This window comes from Photobacterium pectinilyticum (genome assembly GCF_024357955.1).
In the GTDB taxonomy this organism is placed as follows: domain Bacteria; phylum Pseudomonadota; class Gammaproteobacteria; order Enterobacterales; family Vibrionaceae; genus Photobacterium; species Photobacterium pectinilyticum.
Genome location: NZ_JANEYT010000055.1, coordinates 11,824 through 29,613, shown reverse-complemented (window position 1 = coordinate 29,613; position 17,790 = coordinate 11,824). Strand labels below are relative to the sequence as shown.

15 protein-coding genes are annotated in these 17,790 nt (G+C 46.1%); 4 read left to right on the top strand and 11 right to left on the bottom strand.

Going from position 1 to position 17,790, the window contains the following annotated elements:
- The 4 genes from tnpA to NHN17_RS26070 all read right to left on the bottom strand — a co-directional run.
- On the bottom strand, positions 1-136 hold a 136-nt coding region (tnpA, locus tag NHN17_RS26135), incomplete at its 3' end, for an IS66 family insertion sequence element accessory protein TnpA (protein WP_444964452.1).
- A 219-nt stretch (positions 137-355) separates the two neighbouring features.
- Positions 356-1,939 (bottom strand): SIR2 family protein, encoded by a 1,584-nt coding sequence (locus NHN17_RS18755; protein ID WP_255044162.1) that lies wholly within the window; start codon positions 1,937-1,939, stop codon positions 356-358.
- Between the two features lie 1,151 nt (positions 1,940-3,090).
- On the bottom strand, positions 3,091-3,549 hold the full coding sequence (locus tag NHN17_RS18750; RefSeq protein WP_255044161.1) for a hypothetical protein: 459 nt from the start codon (positions 3,547-3,549) through the stop codon (positions 3,091-3,093).
- Between the two features lie 112 nt (positions 3,550-3,661).
- Positions 3,662-3,955, bottom strand: a complete 294-nt coding sequence (locus tag NHN17_RS26070) for an antitoxin Xre/MbcA/ParS toxin-binding domain-containing protein (protein ID WP_373689579.1) — start codon at positions 3,953-3,955, stop codon at positions 3,662-3,664.
- A gap of 593 nt (positions 3,956-4,548) precedes the next feature.
- Here NHN17_RS26070 and NHN17_RS18745 point away from each other — a divergent pair.
- The 3 genes from NHN17_RS18745 to NHN17_RS18735 all read left to right on the top strand — a co-directional run bounded on the left by NHN17_RS18745 (position 4,549) and on the right by NHN17_RS18735 (position 5,328).
- Positions 4,549-4,728 (top strand): hypothetical protein, encoded by a 180-nt coding sequence (locus tag NHN17_RS18745; protein ID WP_255044160.1) that lies wholly within the window; start codon positions 4,549-4,551, stop codon positions 4,726-4,728.
- 121 nt (positions 4,729-4,849) lie between these two features.
- The gene (locus tag NHN17_RS18740; protein WP_255044159.1) at positions 4,850-4,993 is read left to right on the top strand and encodes a hypothetical protein; all 144 of its coding nucleotides are present in this window, start codon (positions 4,850-4,852) and stop codon (positions 4,991-4,993) included.
- 179 nt (positions 4,994-5,172) lie between these two features.
- On the top strand, positions 5,173-5,328 hold the full coding sequence (locus NHN17_RS18735; protein ID WP_255044158.1) for a hypothetical protein: 156 nt from the start codon (positions 5,173-5,175) through the stop codon (positions 5,326-5,328).
- Between the two features lie 176 nt (positions 5,329-5,504).
- On the opposite strand, the gene NHN17_RS18730 is transcribed toward NHN17_RS18735, so the two are convergent.
- The 7 genes from NHN17_RS18730 to NHN17_RS18700 form a co-directional block, all read right to left on the bottom strand.
- Entirely contained in the window at positions 5,505-7,700 is a 2,196-nt protein-coding gene (locus NHN17_RS18730; RefSeq protein ID WP_255044157.1) for an ATP-dependent DNA helicase, read from the bottom strand.
- On the bottom strand, positions 7,697-8,182 hold the full coding sequence (locus NHN17_RS18725) for a VPA1267 family protein (protein WP_255044156.1): 486 nt from the start codon (positions 8,180-8,182) through the stop codon (positions 7,697-7,699). Before NHN17_RS18725 ends, NHN17_RS18730 begins: the two co-directional genes overlap by 4 nt.
- An 11-nt stretch (positions 8,183-8,193) precedes the next feature.
- Positions 8,194-8,607 carry a hypothetical protein gene (locus NHN17_RS18720; protein WP_255044155.1) on the bottom strand — a complete coding sequence of 138 codons (414 nt, stop codon included), beginning with the start codon at positions 8,605-8,607 and terminating at the stop codon, positions 8,194-8,196.
- Positions 8,607-10,997 (bottom strand): integrase, encoded by a 2,391-nt coding sequence (locus NHN17_RS18715; protein WP_255044154.1) that lies wholly within the window; start codon positions 10,995-10,997, stop codon positions 8,607-8,609. The genes NHN17_RS18720 and NHN17_RS18715 overlap by 1 nt, the downstream gene beginning before the upstream one ends.
- A complete protein-coding gene (locus NHN17_RS18710; RefSeq protein ID WP_255044153.1) occupies positions 10,990-12,564 on the bottom strand; it encodes a site-specific integrase in 1,575 nt (524 codons plus the stop codon). The genes NHN17_RS18715 and NHN17_RS18710 overlap by 8 nt, the downstream gene beginning before the upstream one ends.
- Positions 12,565-12,574: 10 nt before the next feature.
- Positions 12,575-13,903: a site-specific integrase gene (locus NHN17_RS18705; RefSeq protein WP_255044152.1), complete on the bottom strand. Its 1,329-nt coding sequence runs from the start codon at positions 13,901-13,903 to the stop codon at positions 12,575-12,577.
- A gap of 173 nt (positions 13,904-14,076) precedes the next feature.
- Positions 14,077-14,631, bottom strand: a complete 555-nt coding sequence (locus NHN17_RS18700) for a single-stranded DNA-binding protein (RefSeq protein WP_255044151.1) — start codon at positions 14,629-14,631, stop codon at positions 14,077-14,079.
- Positions 14,632-14,899: 268 nt separating this feature from the next.
- Between NHN17_RS18700 and uvrA the strand changes: the two genes are divergently transcribed.
- Positions 14,900-17,728, top strand: a complete 2,829-nt coding sequence (uvrA, locus tag NHN17_RS18695; RefSeq protein WP_255044150.1) for an excinuclease ABC subunit UvrA — start codon at positions 14,900-14,902, stop codon at positions 17,726-17,728.
- The last annotated feature ends 62 nt before the right edge of the window (positions 17,729-17,790 follow it).

The window sequence follows — 17,790 nt, the reverse complement described above, 5'->3', positions numbered from 1 at the left end:
GTTCGTGCGAAGAGACTGTGAGTTTTTTCTGCCAGTAATAAAACTGCGACTGGGTGATTTGGTTCTGCTCACACCAGTCAGCAATGGTCATACCGCTGTTTTTTTGCTGTTTCAGACGCTCTTGCCATAGCTGCATCTTGTCTTCACGAGTCATGATAAAGCTCCATTAATGAAGGAGCTTTATCAGTACCAGGCATTGATGATTACCGGAATATGGGGAGAAACACCCGCTTACGTTTGTTAAGACCTAACTTATATGAGGCAAGCTCAAGGCTCTCATCGACTATGGGTTGTCAGTCTCTACGTAACTGACAACTCACCTATCAAAGCTCTCTTGGGATAAAATTGGGGGGGATTAAAAGCGATTACTGTTTTTCACGAAGTCGTAGAGGCAAACCAGCTTACAGAAATTACTGGACAAGCTTGGAACACTCATTGCTTTATCAATATGCTTTTTCAGTATCTTCAATAATTCATCAAGATCTCTTTTAATCAAACCAGTGTCCATATAGGGCATCATTCTTAAGAACAAACCAAACTCATGGGCGATGTAGAGCTCATTTACCCCAACTTTAATTTCGGGGATATTTTCAGAGCGCGGCTTGTCTCCCCCTTGCGATTGAAAGTTTTCTGGGTTGATGTCATATCGGCATAACACACCATCTACTAGTTCCACGCCTGCCTTTAAGTCTCCATTAACTTCTAGCAGTCCAGCTTGTTTTAAGAAGTGAAAAACTGGGATTCGACTATTACCTTTGCATATCTTAGGGAGCGCACCATTAACGACTTGAACCCAGTCGTAGTCACCGTTTTCAAAGACGATTTCACGAATCAAGTCGACTCTTTCTAGCCCAACCAAGCCTTTTGCAGCCATAGACTCTGATTTCTTAACCATTGAGATAGCGCCATATCCAACAACAAACTCCGTTGTATTGACATCTTCCTCAACTTTTTCAGAGTCTCTTACGTACAATTTGCCTTTTGGGTCATCAGTTAGCACTAGCTCATAGAGTTCATCTTTAATCGTTCTGAACAAATGAGCAGGAATCCGCTTTTTCGTTTCGCATAATACTTCAAAGATCTCTTTATATGATGGCGCTTGGACATATTTGACTGGTATCTTTTTATGTATAACGGAATCGCTAATATCTGCTTCAGGTAACTCTGGTTTCCATTCTACAAACAATAGCTTGTTCTGAAGGAAGTCTAGGCTCGCATTTGGAAAGCAGCTGACAATATCTTCTAAAATTTCAGCTATGTGCTGATCAGTTAGAGAGTAGCCCAAGAAGATGACTGGCCTCTCAATAAACATCGTCAACAGTTTCGAAGAAAGATACGGATTCTTCTTGCGATATTTATCATAGTCGCTGGATGTCAATATCAATGAGTTTGGCTCAGAGCAACAGCCATGAATTTTATAGATTTCTGCAATGCCATGACTACGACCTGTAATCAAGCCGTCTTGACCTATGAAAGGGGTAAATTTAGGAAATTGGGTCTCTAAGAACTGATCCCAGTTAGTTGTGATGATACCGTCGACATTTGCCTTCGAGAGCAACTGAATTTCATACTGAAGATCTTCATCATCGACGATGTTTTCATGCACTGACTCAATAAACTTAGAAATCGACACTTTTAGTGGCGATTGTTCATCACGAAAAAGCTCTTCTTGTTGTTCGACAATAGCCTTTGCTTCTGGTGTATCCCACCACTTCTCAGCATAAGTGGCAGCCAATAGTTGCGCGTATTGAGTCCAGTCACCATTGGCCCTTGTTCTCAATTTTACGTGGCTTTCCCCAATAGCTTCGGCAAATTGCTTCAGGAGCCCTTCCCAACAATTCACCCCCATGTAGCGTCGAGAAACACCAGAGCCAACAAAGAGTATTGGCGAAGCCTCAAATTGCTCAAAATGTTTTTCTAGTTTTTGCTTAAAAGTCATGATGATACTCCTAGCTCAGTCAAAAATAAGAGTATCACAACGACAGGTGAAAAACTGCACGTAAATCTAGCTTCACAAATGCCGTTATTTCTGTCCCACGAATTCGTGGGATTTCTGAAAATCCCGTGAATTCACGGGATTCGAAGGGCGCATTATCTTCATATATGTTAAATAGCCGATTTTACTGCCTAAAACGGTGGCTCCATCGATAATCGTTTGCCAACATCCTAAAAGATCACATCAGGTGAACTAGGAAGGATTACTTCTGGGTTCGTAAATATCTTTCGAAACGAAACACTTGAATGTCTGCAATGTGGCGGATTGATTTCAGCTAGATATTGAGGCGAAATGACTGAAACGACAGTTTTCGACCTAGGACAGAAAACTCAATCTAGGGCATAGCCTAGGACTAATGAAGAAGCCGCTTTAAGTTAAGTGATTGAAAAGTATTGGTACAAACTTTTTGTACCAAGCTATACCACTATCAAAATCAATTTACGCAAAATACGTATATCCACTCTCCATGATGCCTAGTAACCCTGACTAAATGTTAGCTATATGGCTAACTTTCGCTTAAATAACCCCAATGTTAGCTATATAGCTAATATTCAGAGCGCCAAACTGGTGTAAAAGTCCATTATTCTGGACTTATATAGGGCTAACCTTCTCTATGGCCTTATAAGTGCTTTCTAAGGGACTTAATTATTGTTGTAGGTCTATAACATTAAGGCGACATTGATTCGTAAGGTTGGTTTTCATCACAATTCATCACGAGTTGATGAATTCACCATGTCGTGGTGAATTATGGTGAAAACCTCCTACACGCTACAGCGTATAACGCGCCCCATATACTCTATAGCGTATATCCTCGAAATATACTCCAGAGCGTATATGGCTCCTGAAGACAGGCAATAAAAAACCCAGCCGGAGCTGGGTTTAAATTTTCGTTTCACACTTAACGGCAGTGACTCTCCGAAATTCTTAGCTTCGCACTTAACGGTAGCGACTCTCCGAATAAAACTAGAATACGCCAACCTAGATTAGGAGTCAAAATCTCCTGTTTGATAGGGTGTTGGGGTACTATTAGTGAGGTGAAACTAATGTGGGGGCTTTATAAGGTGCCCCCACTTCAACACAATTGGCTTAAAGGGTTACAACATATCCATAGACCCGCTTTGCTTAAAATATACTGAAGCGAGCTCATCTTGTGAGATATAAAGAACACGGTAATCGCATCCTTGATTATTTCCCTGTGACCATACGAATGACTGTGTATGACCACTCCATGTACCAAGCCATTTAGCACCGTCTTCTAATTGGAACTTAAATTTGCCTTCCACTTTATCAAACCAAACAAAAAGGTCTTCAGGACGAAGGAGTAGAATAAAAAAAGCTCGGCGATTTGTATTATTTGTTGCGAAAGCTAGTACGGTGTAATCACCTAATGACTCATGATCAATAACTGTCTTTCCTAGTTGAGCAGAAAGCATAGGGGCAATTTTTGATTCATTGTCTAAGACGTCTATTTTTAGACAATCATGATCACATTCAAGAATTTGCTCTAGGGCTAACTCTTTGATAAATAGAGGGTATTGGGTATGTGTTTGCATTATAAAACTCCTGTACATGCGCCCACATTCAAGTGTGAGTTTATCGCAGTACTGGAATTTTCAGCCCTCAAATGGGGCGCATAAAAGACAAATTGTGACAACGCAGGTGTTACTACATTGCGAAAGTACAATAACACCTGTGCATTTTACGCGCAAGATTAATGAAATCATCACCTCTGCACCTCTGTTGCTCCAGTATCCTAACAATCCGTTCCATGTCTCCATCTAGCATGATAGCTAGAGGCGTTCGCCCATCGAGGTTCGTGTTGTGCATTCTAACCCAACCATATAACAACTCTGGGTTTTTCGGGTATAGACACCTCAAACATTTATGAATCGTTAGCAGGTTCGCAGCTCGTGTTCGTGCCTCTGCGCTGTCCTGTAGGCCAATCTCGCCACATTTCATCTGACCTAGTTGTACTGTGTCATGCGACCATGCCCAGCAAACGTAGCTGACTGGATTCCGGCACCCCCCAATGGGTCATCATCCGTGTAATCGCCTTTGCCACTAAAATTGTCTCATCCTGATCGGTCACCACGCTAACCTCCAAAAAAACCACTTGAAAAACTACTGTATAGATATACAGTAAAATGAACGGTATGAAAAATCCAGAGGTGAATTATGAGTGCTACACAACATATCATCCTGCTGGATTGCGATGGCATAGCGGTTGAGGACATTACGTGGTTGTCTGTCAAACGCTCAGTTGCTCACGTGATCGCAGTAGCCAATCATCAGAATAAATTACCATTTGTGGATGACCATCGAATTGGCTGGTACGTCCCCACATTTCAGGACAGTGCGGACTTTTTCCTGATTTCAGAACTAACCTCGCTCTTGAACCAGTACATGGTGGAGTCAGATGTTATGCCTCACGTAATTATAGTTACCAGAGACAAGCCTTTGAGCAGAGCGGTGGACATGATTGCCCGACACAAAAATACACGTAGCAGATGCTATCAGAGCCTACACCAATTGAGCGCCCTAGGAGGTTCCACATGATTGACCCAGAGTTAGAATTAATTTTAGTTGCTAAGGCTCGGCGTATGGGGGTTCCTGTGAATGCGCTGAAGGAAGTTATCGCCATGCGGATCGTTGATGGTGATACAGAGGAAGACCCTGTAGCCATGGTGTTATCAGTCAGCAACAGGGATATTGAGCGCCTGTATGATCACTAGGATTCGTGCGGAATTTGATTTCTGCTATACCTGTCGCCTACATCGCCAAACCCATCGGGATACAGATGGTAGATATCGTTGTATTCAGTGCTCGGAAATGAGGTATAGAGTGGATGAAACGATGATTATCAACAGTAAGAATCATTGGTGGGTGATTTCATTTGATGGTCGGGCGCATATCCACGTTCAACATAAATGTGGGTCGTTGGATGCTGCTATCGATTTTATTGGCACCGATAACGACGCTTTGGCGTTTGTTATGTAGATACATCTGGAGATGACTATGTTGGAATTCGTAGTAAATAACTTTGCTGGTTTGCTAGGTTTATCATTGGGTATAGCTGTGGGTATACCAATTGGTGTGGTGATAACGCTCCGTAGACATAGGGCTGGTAAGCTCTAAACACCCTAGTATTTTGCAGAACAAGCCTGAGGATAGTGAAAATGGAATTCAACTTTACAGAAGAACAGGTAGGTATTTTATTGCGCCTAGTTAGGACTGAGATGAGCGGTTTTTGCGGTGATGTCGGATATGAGGAACTATCGAAAATACGAAAAATCCTTGAAGAGCAATTAGATAACGAAGAGCCATCAAATTAACAGGTTCAGTATGTGATGATGGCTTATCATGCGGTGCTATTGATAAAAAGCGGCTTAGCAGGGGGCGCATGCTGCGCACTAACACTGTCATTTAAATTACGCAGGGCTTCGGGCGGATTCAAGCCCACCAACCCCTTAGGGTTCTTGCCGCCCTTATAGTGGCTGCGCCACTGCGATTACGCCGCCTCTTTCAATGCTTCCAGTTCTTCTATTAACAACTGGCGTAGGTAGGTGTCACGGGTATCTGCCTCGCTCAAACGACTGATAGCATTCTCAAAGTCCCTCATGCTGCCAACCAATTCAATCTTCACCTCAGCCCGAGTAAGCGCAGTATAAATCCATGCATTATCAAGCATTTTGCTATTAGATAGCGTAATGATAATTCGCGGAAACTGACTACCTTGAGCTTTATGCAGAGTAATCGAGTAGGCCAGTTTGATTGAGTCCATCAATGCCAGCGTAAGAGGGATCATTTCCCCTGTATCTGTTAGTACATCCGCGAAGCTAACCTCCCCATCTTCAGTTTTAGCTTTTGGGGAACCAACATTCAAGAGCACCCCTAGAGTGCCGTTCTGTACATCAAGCTCATGATTGTTCTCAACAAAAAGCACTGGGTCGTTTTCACGTATATCAAGGTAGTTTGGAGTACCATTAACCTCGAACTCAAGCCTTTTACCATGAGGGTTGAATTGCTGCTGACATAGCTGGTTAATTGCATCAATACCACCATTTCCACGGTACATAGCAGAGAGTACTTGGGTGTCTTTAGGCTGCTCTGCATATAGTTGGGTTACATACTCATTGATGGCTCCGGGGGCGCAATGATGGAATACGATGTTGTCGTTAAACATGGATGCATCAGGCACAATCCCATCAACGATAAGTTTCGTGAATTCAGGAATGCCAGTGGAACCTTTCTGGCGCTTAACTATGTCCAATGTGACTGTTGGGACGGTGTTTACAGCCTCATGCAGAACTAGCCCAGCAGAAATAGGGGCAAGCTGCTTCGGGTCACCAACAAGGAGGAACCTCACCTTGGATGTCGTATACCTAATAAGGTTGAACATGGTGCCCAAGTCCACCATGGAAGCCTCATCAATAACAATTAGCGCTCGCTCACCCAATGGATTCTTTTCAAGACCTTTCAAGAACCCTGCAATAGTGCTTGAGGGGAAGCCTGTAGCTTCATTGATTCGTTTAGCAGCTCGACCACTCAGAGCTATAGCCCTAATGTCAGTCCCAAGGGCTTGGTAGGCACGAAGGACAACATTAAGCACTGTTGTTTTACCTGTCCCTGCTCCACCTGCAATGATTGACATCCCGTGTGACAGAGCGCACCGAACAGCCTCATTTTGTTTCTCAGTGAGAGGGAATGGCTGGTTTTCAAGGGCTTTATCTAAGGCACGGTCATAGTGATGAGTCCATATTGATCGTGTGGCTAAGGTGGCAAAACGCTTAGCCACAGTTTGCTCCATAATCCACTGTCCGACTGAGTGGTAATGCCCTTTATCACTGAGGATAAAGGCAGTGTTCTCATATCCAGCCATAAGGGCTTGGGCTGCTAGTCCCTCAGTGCCTAGGAGTGATTCGACCACAGGCATCAGATTCTCGTGCCTAGACACAGTATGCCCATCAAACATCCGAGCCAGCAAAGCCTGCTCTACAGCGCCCTGAAGTCTCACGTAATCATCTGAATTGATACCAAATTTCTTCTGTGCAAGAAGATCGACTTCAGCAAAACTAAGCCCAAAGCTAATCAACCGATAAGGGTCTTCTTCTATAGCCGATATGGCCTTACCCTTATGGTGTTTAATAATATTTCGTGCGATACCTGATGGGATGTCATGCTCATCAAACCAAGCTATTTGCTTTAGATTCTCATACTTCTCCCACCCAGAGATAAGAGCCTGAGCAGCCGCAGTAGTTACCCCCCTCACATACATAAGCTTTTCTGCATCCTTACATTCAAGGATGTCGTAAATCCCTTTTTGGAATTTAACCCAGAGTTTTCTGGCAAGGGTTTCCCCTAGACCAACAAAATGTGGTTCTTTTGCAATAAAGTTTGTGAACAGGTTTTCTGTTTCAGGAATGATGAGGCGTACACTCTTGGCCTTAATGAAAACATCAATAAGTTCTGTTCCGCCCCTGACAACATCCTTGGTAGTAACTGTCTCAGCATTAACCTTCCAAATTTGACCAATCGAAGGCAAAACGGGCATGTCGTTATCCCGTATCTTTATACGGTAGTACTTGCGTGCTGAAACCCTGTCACCATCACCGTTAACGGCAACCGCGCCAATCACACAGGCATCTTCAGTCTCATACCCCAATGATGTCACACGGTAAAGTCCACGTCCTTTATCATTCTTCATCGTGGGAGCACTCCTGTACCAGCCAGAACCTCTGAAAGTTCTTCGTAATGCTCCAGTCTTTTCCTAAGCCTGCTTATTTCAGCATCCTTCTCCAATTCTCTACGCTTAGCGCGCTCCAACTCCCCGCTAAGAAGCTTAAGCTGCTTAAGTGACTGGTCGTAAGGAATGTGCTCATCTGTGGCCTCAGAGCCGCTCTCAGCGTCTTCTGGGTTAAAACCCTTAGGAGCCTTCTTCAGGGGAGCTAATTGCTTCTTATCCCTGAGTTCTTCCTCCCAGTCCAATAAAGCCAGTCTGACAAGACGGTTGTCATTAAGGGTGCTTCTGGCAATACCCGACCGCTTGGAGAGTTCAACCCTTTTGAGCTTGGAGCCATGGCTCATTGAAGCTATATCAGTAGGTGTCTGAGTCTCTATAAATGATAAGAATTTTGCCAAGCTCACATCGGCCTGAGAGCCTTGTTCTTCCTTGATGTTCTTACTCATACCCCCTCCCTTTATTCATCCTTGGTTGGTAATGGTTGACTCAGTTGAGCAATCGTAATTCCGTGTAGATCTGAGTTGTATAACCACGTATGGAATTGCTCTAAGAGAGCCCTATTCTCTTTCTCAAGCCTTTCAATGGTGCGGTCTCTTTTTTCAATCATATCGGCTGCGGCACTCAAGCTAGCAGGCAGCTTTTTTTTGCCTTTATCTGACAGTGTCGGACTCCCGGAGATGATCTCCTTCACCTCTTTGTAGGCCGACTTAATTCGAGGTTGCTTCTGCAATGTCTGCCTAGTGGTCGTTAACTTGTAGTCGTGCTGAACAGCCTCTACCAATTTATCCCACGTTAATTTTGTGTCAGTAGGCCAGTCATCTAGCAGTTCAACCACGTTGTTGATGTCTTTGTCATTCAGGTGCTTAGCCATCACTCATCCTCAGCAAAGTACATTTCATCCAATTCATCTATGCCGTCAAAGAAAATATCTTCATCATCGACTGGAGCATCCTCAGTAACCTTACTCTCAATGCCAACCAATTCATCAACAGAGACTTCTTGTGAATTATTAAGCCTCTGATAATTAACAATCTCAGGTAGGCGTTTTTTACCATTAGCATCCATTGCTCTGTCCAACAGAGTCACATCTTCGATATCTTTGAGCTTGATTAAAGACCCATCGGGAATGTCTGGGTTCTCCATTGTCGATAACAGTTCATCGAAGCGTTTTACTGTTTTTGCCCTTCGCTCATAAAACTGCTTAGCACCTTGAACCCCATCCTCGACGGCCTTTTCATCCTTCCTGAGGAGCTTCTCCTCTTTCTTTAGGCGTTGGCGAATCCGTTCACATTTACCGTCATCGCCTTTGATGCAAACGTGCTCGGTACAGTTGATACAATCACGATACTTAGTACACGGTTCAGCCATGTAGGATGTGAGGCACATACCAAAATCAGTCGTATGGGCTGACAGTGAAGCTCTGGTATTCAGCTCTTGGATTGTCCGAGGGGTAGCAATGATTACCTGAGGTTTGGAACTTTCCGGCTGAGTTTTGGCTGCCAATTCATTAGCAGCTATCTGAGCCTCACGATCTTCAATGAAGTCTGCGCCATACTCCTCTGGGGTTGTGTGGTCATAATATTTATTATGAGTTGGGTCACTACGCATCGCCCACTTGGCACGCATATCAGCATCCATCCCATTCACTGCCGCCATGGTATCTAGCATGTGGCGTAATTGGTGTGAGGTGATGACGAGATCCCCATACCCCCATCGTTGGAATATGGATTTCACTCCAGAAGCAAGTTCTCCCGTAGTCCTGTTTTTCTTCTTTGTCGGCGCGAGATCTTCGTTAAGGGTATTTATGGTTGGTATTTGCAACTCTGTGAAAAGTGTCGTTTTTTTCCAATCCAAGCTGTTCGAGAAGCCTGCATATAAACTCTGAGACCATTTGACTTTAACCCCATCACCTTTAACAAATGGAATGTATGGAAAGCCCTCAGGCAACCCCTTTCGAACGATGTCATTCAAGTCTCGGAGGCTTACGACGAAATCTTTCCTCTCAATCCCCTTACGTTTTAAGAGCTGGTTTCGCGACGTTTGCAACTGCTTTCGGTTCGCTCTATCACTCAGATCTCCATAGGTGGATAAATCCAAGCCTAAAGCCAGCGCTACCTCATCCATAGTGAGTAACTGATCTTCAGGTACATCAGGACACAACCTGTGTCGAGGGAAGTTTGGCGAGTCTTCAAGCATTTGAGCAAATTCACGGGCTTCTTTCGACTGCTCCTTGAGGCGTGCTACAGCTTTCTCGACTACCTCATACACCACTGTTGGCAGCCATTTGTTCTCGTGACCATAGCCTTTACCTGAGTACCATTTGAGCCCCTTAACCGTTATCTTGGTATCCCATTCAATTTTGACATCATCAAGGTTAGGTTCCTCCTCTTCAACAACCTCACCAGACTCATCTATAGTTGTTGATTTTAAAGATGATTTATTAGCCTTCTGTTTTTTCATTTCAGCCAGAATTAGCTCTTTTGCATCATCTTCACTCAACCCCTGTTTGATTGCTTCCCTTGCATTCAATGTATCAGTGGCAATGCAACTATCTAGTAGGTATAGGGGTTCAGAACCACGGCTCGGTGCCGAGAGCATTATCGCCATGGTTGAGGTGGTGTTGATGTCACGAGGACTGAGTTGCTCTGTATCTCTCGACGTTATAGCAGCCAATGCCATAATGGCATTTTCGTCAGGCATCTTATTCTGCCTAGCCACATCTGCTTCATCTCCAACGGGTTTGTCGGCAGGCTTGTTTATCGGGTTTTTCCATGTAAACCCAGTCATGATTTTTTTCTCAACTAGGAACTTATGTAGGTTACCTAACCCCCGCCCAGCCTGATACGCAGCTCCTGCACCCAGTGCTTCCCTTGCTGCCTCAGCGGCATTGTTAAAGTCCACAGCTGTTAGCTTTGTAATATTGATTCTAGTTGAGTCACCAGTCTCTTTTTTACGACTAAAACCTGCCTCGATAGCCCTTATTGCCTTGAACCTAGTGTCGATGGCGGCTTTACCACCACCTCCGTATACCATGTATGCTTTCGCAAAAGGTAAGACTGATTCATCAAGGAGTTCTTCTGGATTGCGCTGCCGACTGTTTGCGCCAAACTTGGTAAAGTTACCAACTTTTTCCCAGTAGTGACTCTCATAATCATACTTGTCATTCAGTGGAGGGAGCTTCAGGGAGAACTCAATGAAATCCCTTAAGTTCTGCTCATGCTCAAGTTCATGCTTAGGCTTAAATACGAAAACATTAGTCATTGTTGTACTCCCGGCACTTCTCGATCACTTGGCAAACAGCCAAAATTGCCCTGTCATTGATTGTCACAATTTGCATATCGCCTTTCGCATCAACTTTCAGGCGCTCCCTTTCTTCAACAAGCCACTTGAGAACTAGATGATGGGGAGCGTGCGCCCAAGGACGGAATTTGGGACAGAGATAACATGCGATAGGGGCATAATCTTGGCAGAACGCACTCGTACCACAGGAGCCAACGTCACAATCCATTTCACGACAAGGTATACGGGCAGCACCAGCGTTTTCAGTGTTTGCCTCTTCCTCATCCCTCACAACCTTGCCTGAGAACGCCGAGGCAAACCTTGCTAATGACTGGTTCATGATTTTGGAGATTTCGACAGCAAATTCAGGGATATTAGCGACATATACGTCTACGTGTTGGTCGTCAGAGTGATCAAGCAACCTCGCGAGAACAAGTCTGCCAGCCCCTTCTCTTGCGGCCCTCGTACCTAAAGTGTATCGGAAGCGGTAGCCTGTAATATGGATTGGTCTTCCTGTTCGCTCACTGATAACACTCAGCTTCTCGATACCCGATTTCAAAATGCCAGTCATGCCTCTACTTTTTATGTGTGGCAATTCTGACTTTAGGTAGGCTAATAAGCTACTTGAGGAAAGCTGTTTCATTTCCATGACAGCTTTAGGGTCGAGAAAGAGTGGAAGCTCACCCTTTTGCTCATTCGTCAATTTTCGGCCTAACTGCTTCTCTACATACAGGGTCTGATCTTTAATGTGTTTTTCGATTAACCGACCGATTTCAACCGTAAACCCAAATGGGGTAAAGGAACTGCGAAACTTCCCCCCCCTCTGCTTGGCTCGCGGCATATTTCCTACATAGCTCGGTTTGCCAATAAACTTATCGCTCCAAGTGAAGTCTTTATTTTTACAGTCAGAAACCTGCTGAGGGCGACGACCAGAAGCTTTGAACATTGAGATAACGGTGTACTCTTCAGTACTCAAAACACCTTCAGCATACTTGTGTGCAGCCTTATGTCCTATGGCATCAAATTCAAGATCTGTAAATGGCCCCCTTTCTGCGTCGTTACTCAGGACAGGAACCCCTTTGTCATTCCCACCAATCGTCCAACCATCCATCAATTCAAAGATTGATTCATCAAGGTTGTTATCCATCCCCAAGAACTTCATTTGCCTGATAAAGCACCGAACAGAAGAAACATACTCTTTGAACTTATTGTTCTTTGAGTCATGGTTCTTGGCAAGGTTGTAAAACGTCACCAACCCAAGCTGAGTAAACTCATCCGCACCTGAATGCTTTAGGTAGGCATTTAGTGCGACAGCATGGCCTTCAGTGTAACCAGCGGATTGATTTTCTGCGTAATATTGCAAAGTTTCACGGATATCGTCACGCAATAGCGGCTTGAATTTATCCAAATGCCAAACACTTACTTTTTTATTTCGATTCAATACCCAGACATCATCGAGGTAGTCGAACTCAAAGCCATTAAACGACACTATTTTGGTTGATTCACTCTCACGAGCAAAAAAGCTTTTTTGTGCAAAATCGTTAACCAATTTTTATCCCTTACATATCAATGTCGTTGTCGTGACCACCGACAATTTCGCCAATCAGTTCACTGCTTTTTTCTTGCATATCAAGGCCAATTTCCATGGCACGCTTGTCCGTATGCCTTTTGGCATAATGTTTAGCCATTCTAGAGTTCTCCGACCACCCCATTAACTTTTGCCTGTCTGCTTCAGATTTAGTTTCTGTCGTTTTCTTCTCAGCAATACGTTGGTCTGCCGCCTCGCTGAAACGATCATTCCAAGTGTGACGGAGTGCATGTGGGTGAACCCAGTAACCAACAACTTTCGATATCTGCCTGAATATCTTGTTCACCTGATTGAGAGACAACCGCGAGTTCGAAGCTTTTTTATGGTTGTGAGTAACAAACAAATTTGGAATATGCTCAGAGCCTGTTGCGTTAGGGCGGTGGTTAACTAGGTAGTTGTCATACATCTTAGCCAAACGGCTATCCATCGGAACAATTCGCCCGATTGTCTTAGCTTCAGGTCTATCCGTACGGTTATCATCCTTATCGACCTTGGAGCGTAACCTTACAGCCCTCCGGCCATTTTTGGGATTAGTGAGAATATCTGATGGGTTATTGTCAGTTTTGACCCTAATTTTCATCAGTTCACCACGGCGACAACCAAACGCTTCGAACATATTGACGATTAATTCGTTTCGGTATCGAAGTGATTCCCCCTTCCAAGGGTTTCTTGTCGAGTTGGGCTCAACAACATCCAGTACTTCAAGCACCTGAGCTCTGGTCAATGAACTCCAATCATCCCAATCAACAGCACTCTCATTAGATGAAGGGAGCCTGTCAGGCCGCATAGCTAGAAGCATTTCTTGGGTATTAGAATCTTCTGCCTTTGATGGGCACAGCTCATCCTCAAGCCAGCCGATGTAGTGGGCAAAGGTGGTAACTCTGTTATATGCCGTATGGGGCGAAAGGGTGCCCTCTTCATCAATCTCAATGACAGCTCTCGCTGACTCCAATTTTTTTGGATTAAATTTGAATGGGAGAACATTGGAGGCTTTATGTTCAGCAAACATCTCACGCATAGATTTGACATCGAACGTGGCGGCACGTTTCAATTGCCGAAGTTCATGCTTTTGGAGAAAGTCACCTGTCTGGCAACGATCTACCAAATCAATCTGTAGGGCACCACAGATCTCGTTTAGGAGCCGGAGATGTTCAAATGCCTTATAGCAGGTGTTACTTGTGCGGGTGCCACGGTAAGTTACAGTGACGAAAAGATTCTCATGGAGAGGAGGCATTCCATCATCTCCAAGCAGGATGGAGTACTTCTCACCGTTTGACAGTTCTAGCCTTTTTATCTTCATTGCCGTCCTTTGAATGCAAAACTTTACAAAAAGCCAAGGTAACGCATAACCTAAAAACGAGCATAAAAAAAGTTTACAGAAGTTGCAACACTTACTGTAAACTTTTTTTCAGAATCCCTTGGTATGTAAGGCTTTAGGAGCAAAACGTTACAAAATCAGGTCTCGGGTAATGGCTAGAACGGGATGTCGTCATCGAAATCCATTGGCGGCTCGTTGTACTGAGGCTGTGGTGCAGCCTGCTGCTGAGGAGCCTGTTGCTGTTGTTGCTGCTGAGGAGCAAAGTTCTGCTGAGGGGCTGCTGCTGGCTGTTGAGGCTGACCCCAACCACCTTGTTGCTGCTGTTGGCCACCCATTGGAGCGCTCTGGCCACCGCCCTGACGGCCGCCAAGCATCTGCATGACACCGTTGAAGCCCTGAACCACAACTTCTGTTGTATAACGGTCCTGACCACTTTGGTCTTGCCACTTACGTGTTTGCAGTTGGCCTTCGATGTATACCTGAGAGCCCTTACGTAGGTACTCGCCAGCCACTTCAGCAAGCTTGCCAAATAGCGCCACACGGTGCCATTCAGTTTTCTCACGCTGCTCGCCAGTGTTCTTGTCACGCCAGCTTTCAGAAGTGGCAATGGTAATATTTGCTACTGCACCACCACTAGGCATGTAACGGATTTCCGGATCATTACCCAAGTTACCGACTAGGATAACCTTGTTTACGCCACGACTGGCCATAATTCACTCCGATCTCATAATCGGTGCTGGGAAAAAGCCAGCAACCGTTATTGAAAGTTTATACTTAATCGCGCAGTCTATCATGCTTCCCCCCTGATCGAACAGGGTTGAATCAGAGTAAAATGTAGTGATCGCCAGCACGAATAAGCAACACATTATGGTGTTATTATAACCATCCAACTGTGTTTTTATACAGCTTTTTCTTTCAAGGCCCTAAGCCCTGTGCAATAATGCCGCAGTCATAAATTAGTCAATAAAGCTCATCGATATGGATAACATTGAAGTCAGGGGTGCCCGTACCCATAACCTCAAGAATATTTCCCTCACGCTGCCTCGGGATCAGCTGATTGTTATCACCGGCCTGTCGGGTTCAGGAAAGTCATCGCTGGCTTTTGATACCCTATACGCCGAAGGGCAGCGACGTTATGTCGAGTCACTGTCGGCCTATGCCCGCCAGTTTCTGTCATTGATGGAAAAGCCGGATGTCGACCATATCGAGGGGCTGTCTCCTGCGATCTCCATAGAGCAGAAATCGACCTCGCACAACCCACGCTCAACTGTGGGCACCATAACCGAGGTCTATGATTACCTTCGTCTATTCTACGCCCGTGTCGGTGAACCACGCTGTCCAACCCACCATGTTGAACTGGCCGCGCAAACAGTAAGCCAGATGGTCGACAAGGTACTCGAGCTTCCGGAAGGCAGTAAGATGATGCTGCTGGCTCCTATTATTAAAGAGCGCAAGGGTGAGCACGTCAAAACCCTGGCCAACTTGGCGGCCCAAGGTTACATCCGTGCCCGTATCGATGGCGAAGTGTGTGATCTGTCCGATCCACCGACGCTTGAACTTCATAAAAAGCACACCATTGAAGTCGTTGTCGACCGCTTCAAGGTGCGAGATGATCTGCAGCAGCGTCTGGCAGAATCGTTTGAGACCGCACTGGAACTATCTGGCGGTACCGTGGTTGTGAGCCCAATGACCAACGGCGAGCATGAAGAGATCATTTTCTCCGCCAACTTTGCGTGCCCCCACTGCGGCTATAGCATGCAGGAGCTTGAGCCCCGCCTGTTCTCGTTCAATAACCCTGCGGGAGCCTGTGGCACCTGTGACGGCTTGGGTGTCCAGCAATTCTTCGACCCAGCTCGCGTGGTACAAAATGGCGAACTAAGCCTTTCTGGCGGCGCCATTCGCGGCTGGGACAAACGCAACTTCTATTACTTCCAAATGCTCAAGTCTCTGGCCGAGCATTATGAGTTTGATGTCGAAGCCCCTTATGACAGCCTGCCTAAGAAAGTCCAAAATGTGATTCTAAATGGGTCAGGCAAAACTGAAATCGAATTCAAATACATCAATGACCGCGGTGATATCACGGTAAGACGTCACCCGTTTGAGGGGATCCTCAACAACATGGAGCGCCGCTACCGCGAAACCGAGTCGAACTCGGTCCGTGAGGATCTGATCAAGTTCGTCGCTACCAAACCGTGTAGCAGCTGTAACGGCTCACGCCTACGCCTCGAGGCCCGCAATGTCTTTATTGCCGATACCACGCTGCCAACCATCAGCGAAATGAGTATCAGCGAAGCGATGGATTTCTTCGACCAATTGGCACTGACTGGGCAGAAGGCCAAAATAGCCGAGAAGATACTTAAGGAAATCAATGACAGGCTGAGTTTCTTGGTTAATGTTGGCCTCAACTATCTTAACCTGTCGCGCAGCGCAGAAACCCTGTCGGGCGGTGAAGCCCAGCGTATCCGCCTGGCCAGCCAGATCGGTGCCGGTTTGGTCGGCGTCATGTACGTGTTGGACGAGCCCTCTATCGGACTCCACCAGCGGGACAACGAGCGCTTGCTCAAAACCCTTACCCACCTGCGCGATCTCGGCAATACCGTGATTGTGGTCGAGCACGATGAAGATGCTATCCGTACCGCTGATCATGTGATCGATATTGGCCCGGGTGCCGGTGTCCATGGTGGCAATATTATTGCCGAAGGCAAGCTGGCTGATATCGTCAATAACGATAACTCGCTAACCGGCCAATACCTCAGCGGCAAAAAATGCATAGCGGTACCAGAGCAACGCGTGGTGATGGATCCGGAGCGAACCGTCAAGCTTCTTGGTGCCACCGGCAACAACCTGAAGAATGTTGACGTCGAGATCCCTGTCGGCCTGCTGACTTGTATTACCGGGGTATCAGGTTCAGGCAAATCAACCCTGATCAACGATACTTTCTTCCAAATCGCCCACCACCAGCTCAACGGTGCGACGTCTGGCCAAGCTGCACCATACAGAGAAATCCAAGATCTCGAGCACTTCGACAAGGTGATCGATATCGATCAGAGCCCAATTGGCCGTACCCCACGCTCAAATCCAGCGACCTATACTGGGATCTTTACCCCGATCCGCGAACTGTTTGCCGGTACCCAGGAGTCACGCTCGCGTGGTTACAAACCGGGCCGCTTCAGTTTCAATGTTAAGGGGGGCCGATGCGAGGCGTGTCAAGGCGACGGTGTGATCAAGGTTGAGATGCACTTCCTGCCGGATGTCTACGTGCCGTGTGATGCCTGCAAGGGCAAGCGCTATAACCGCGAAACGCTGGAAGTTCGCTACAAAGGCAAGACCATCGACGAGGTACTAGAGCTTACCGTAGAAGATGCCCGTGAATTTTTTGATGCGGTGCCGGCTATTGCCAGAAAGCTACAGACCCTGATTGATGTCGGCTTATCGTATATTCGCCTAGGACAAGCCGCGACCACCCTGTCGGGCGGTGAAGCACAGCGGGTTAAACTGGCTCGCGAACTATCCAAGCGCGATACCGGCAAGACCTTGTATATTTTGGACGAGCCGACAACCGGCCTGCATTTCCACGATATCCAGCAGTTACTCAATGTCCTGCACCGCCTGCGTGACCACGGTAATACCATTGTGGTGATCGAGCACAACCTCGATGTGGTCAAGACAGCAGACTGGATCATCGACCTCGGACCGGAAGGTGGTAACGGCGGGGGTGAAATTGTTGCAACCGGCACACCTGAGCAAGTGGCACAGATCGCAGGATCGCACACTGCCCGCTTCCTCAAGCCTTTGCTGCCAGAGTGAACGCCAGTACAATAGCACTGGCAACCTAACCAACAACGAAAAACCGGGCTTGCAAGCCCGGT

Coding starts and splice junctions, on each gene's coding strand:
- NHN17_RS18755 (WP_255044162.1), bottom strand. CDS start 1,939: ATGACTTTTAAGCAAAAACTAGAAAAACATTTTGAGCAATTTGAGGCT.
- NHN17_RS18750 (WP_255044161.1), bottom strand. CDS start 3,549: ATGCAAACACATACCCAATACCCTCTATTTATCAAAGAGTTAGCCCTA.
- NHN17_RS26070 (WP_373689579.1), bottom strand. CDS start 3,955: ATGAAATGTGGCGAGATTGGCCTACAGGACAGCGCAGAGGCACGAACA.
- NHN17_RS18745 (WP_255044160.1), top strand. CDS start 4,549: ATGATTGACCCAGAGTTAGAATTAATTTTAGTTGCTAAGGCTCGGCGT.
- NHN17_RS18740 (WP_255044159.1), top strand. CDS start 4,850: ATGATTATCAACAGTAAGAATCATTGGTGGGTGATTTCATTTGATGGT.
- NHN17_RS18735 (WP_255044158.1), top strand. CDS start 5,173: ATGGAATTCAACTTTACAGAAGAACAGGTAGGTATTTTATTGCGCCTA.
- NHN17_RS18730 (WP_255044157.1), bottom strand. CDS start 7,700: ATGAAGAATGATAAAGGACGTGGACTTTACCGTGTGACATCATTGGGG.
- NHN17_RS18725 (WP_255044156.1), bottom strand. CDS start 8,182: ATGAGTAAGAACATCAAGGAAGAACAAGGCTCTCAGGCCGATGTGAGC.
- NHN17_RS18720 (WP_255044155.1), bottom strand. CDS start 8,607: ATGGCTAAGCACCTGAATGACAAAGACATCAACAACGTGGTTGAACTG.
- NHN17_RS18715 (WP_255044154.1), bottom strand. CDS start 10,997: ATGACTAATGTTTTCGTATTTAAGCCTAAGCATGAACTTGAGCATGAG.
- NHN17_RS18705 (WP_255044152.1), bottom strand. CDS start 13,903: ATGAAGATAAAAAGGCTAGAACTGTCAAACGGTGAGAAGTACTCCATC.
- NHN17_RS18700 (WP_255044151.1), bottom strand. CDS start 14,631: ATGGCCAGTCGTGGCGTAAACAAGGTTATCCTAGTCGGTAACTTGGGT.
- uvrA (WP_255044150.1), top strand. CDS start 14,900: ATGGATAACATTGAAGTCAGGGGTGCCCGTACCCATAACCTCAAGAAT.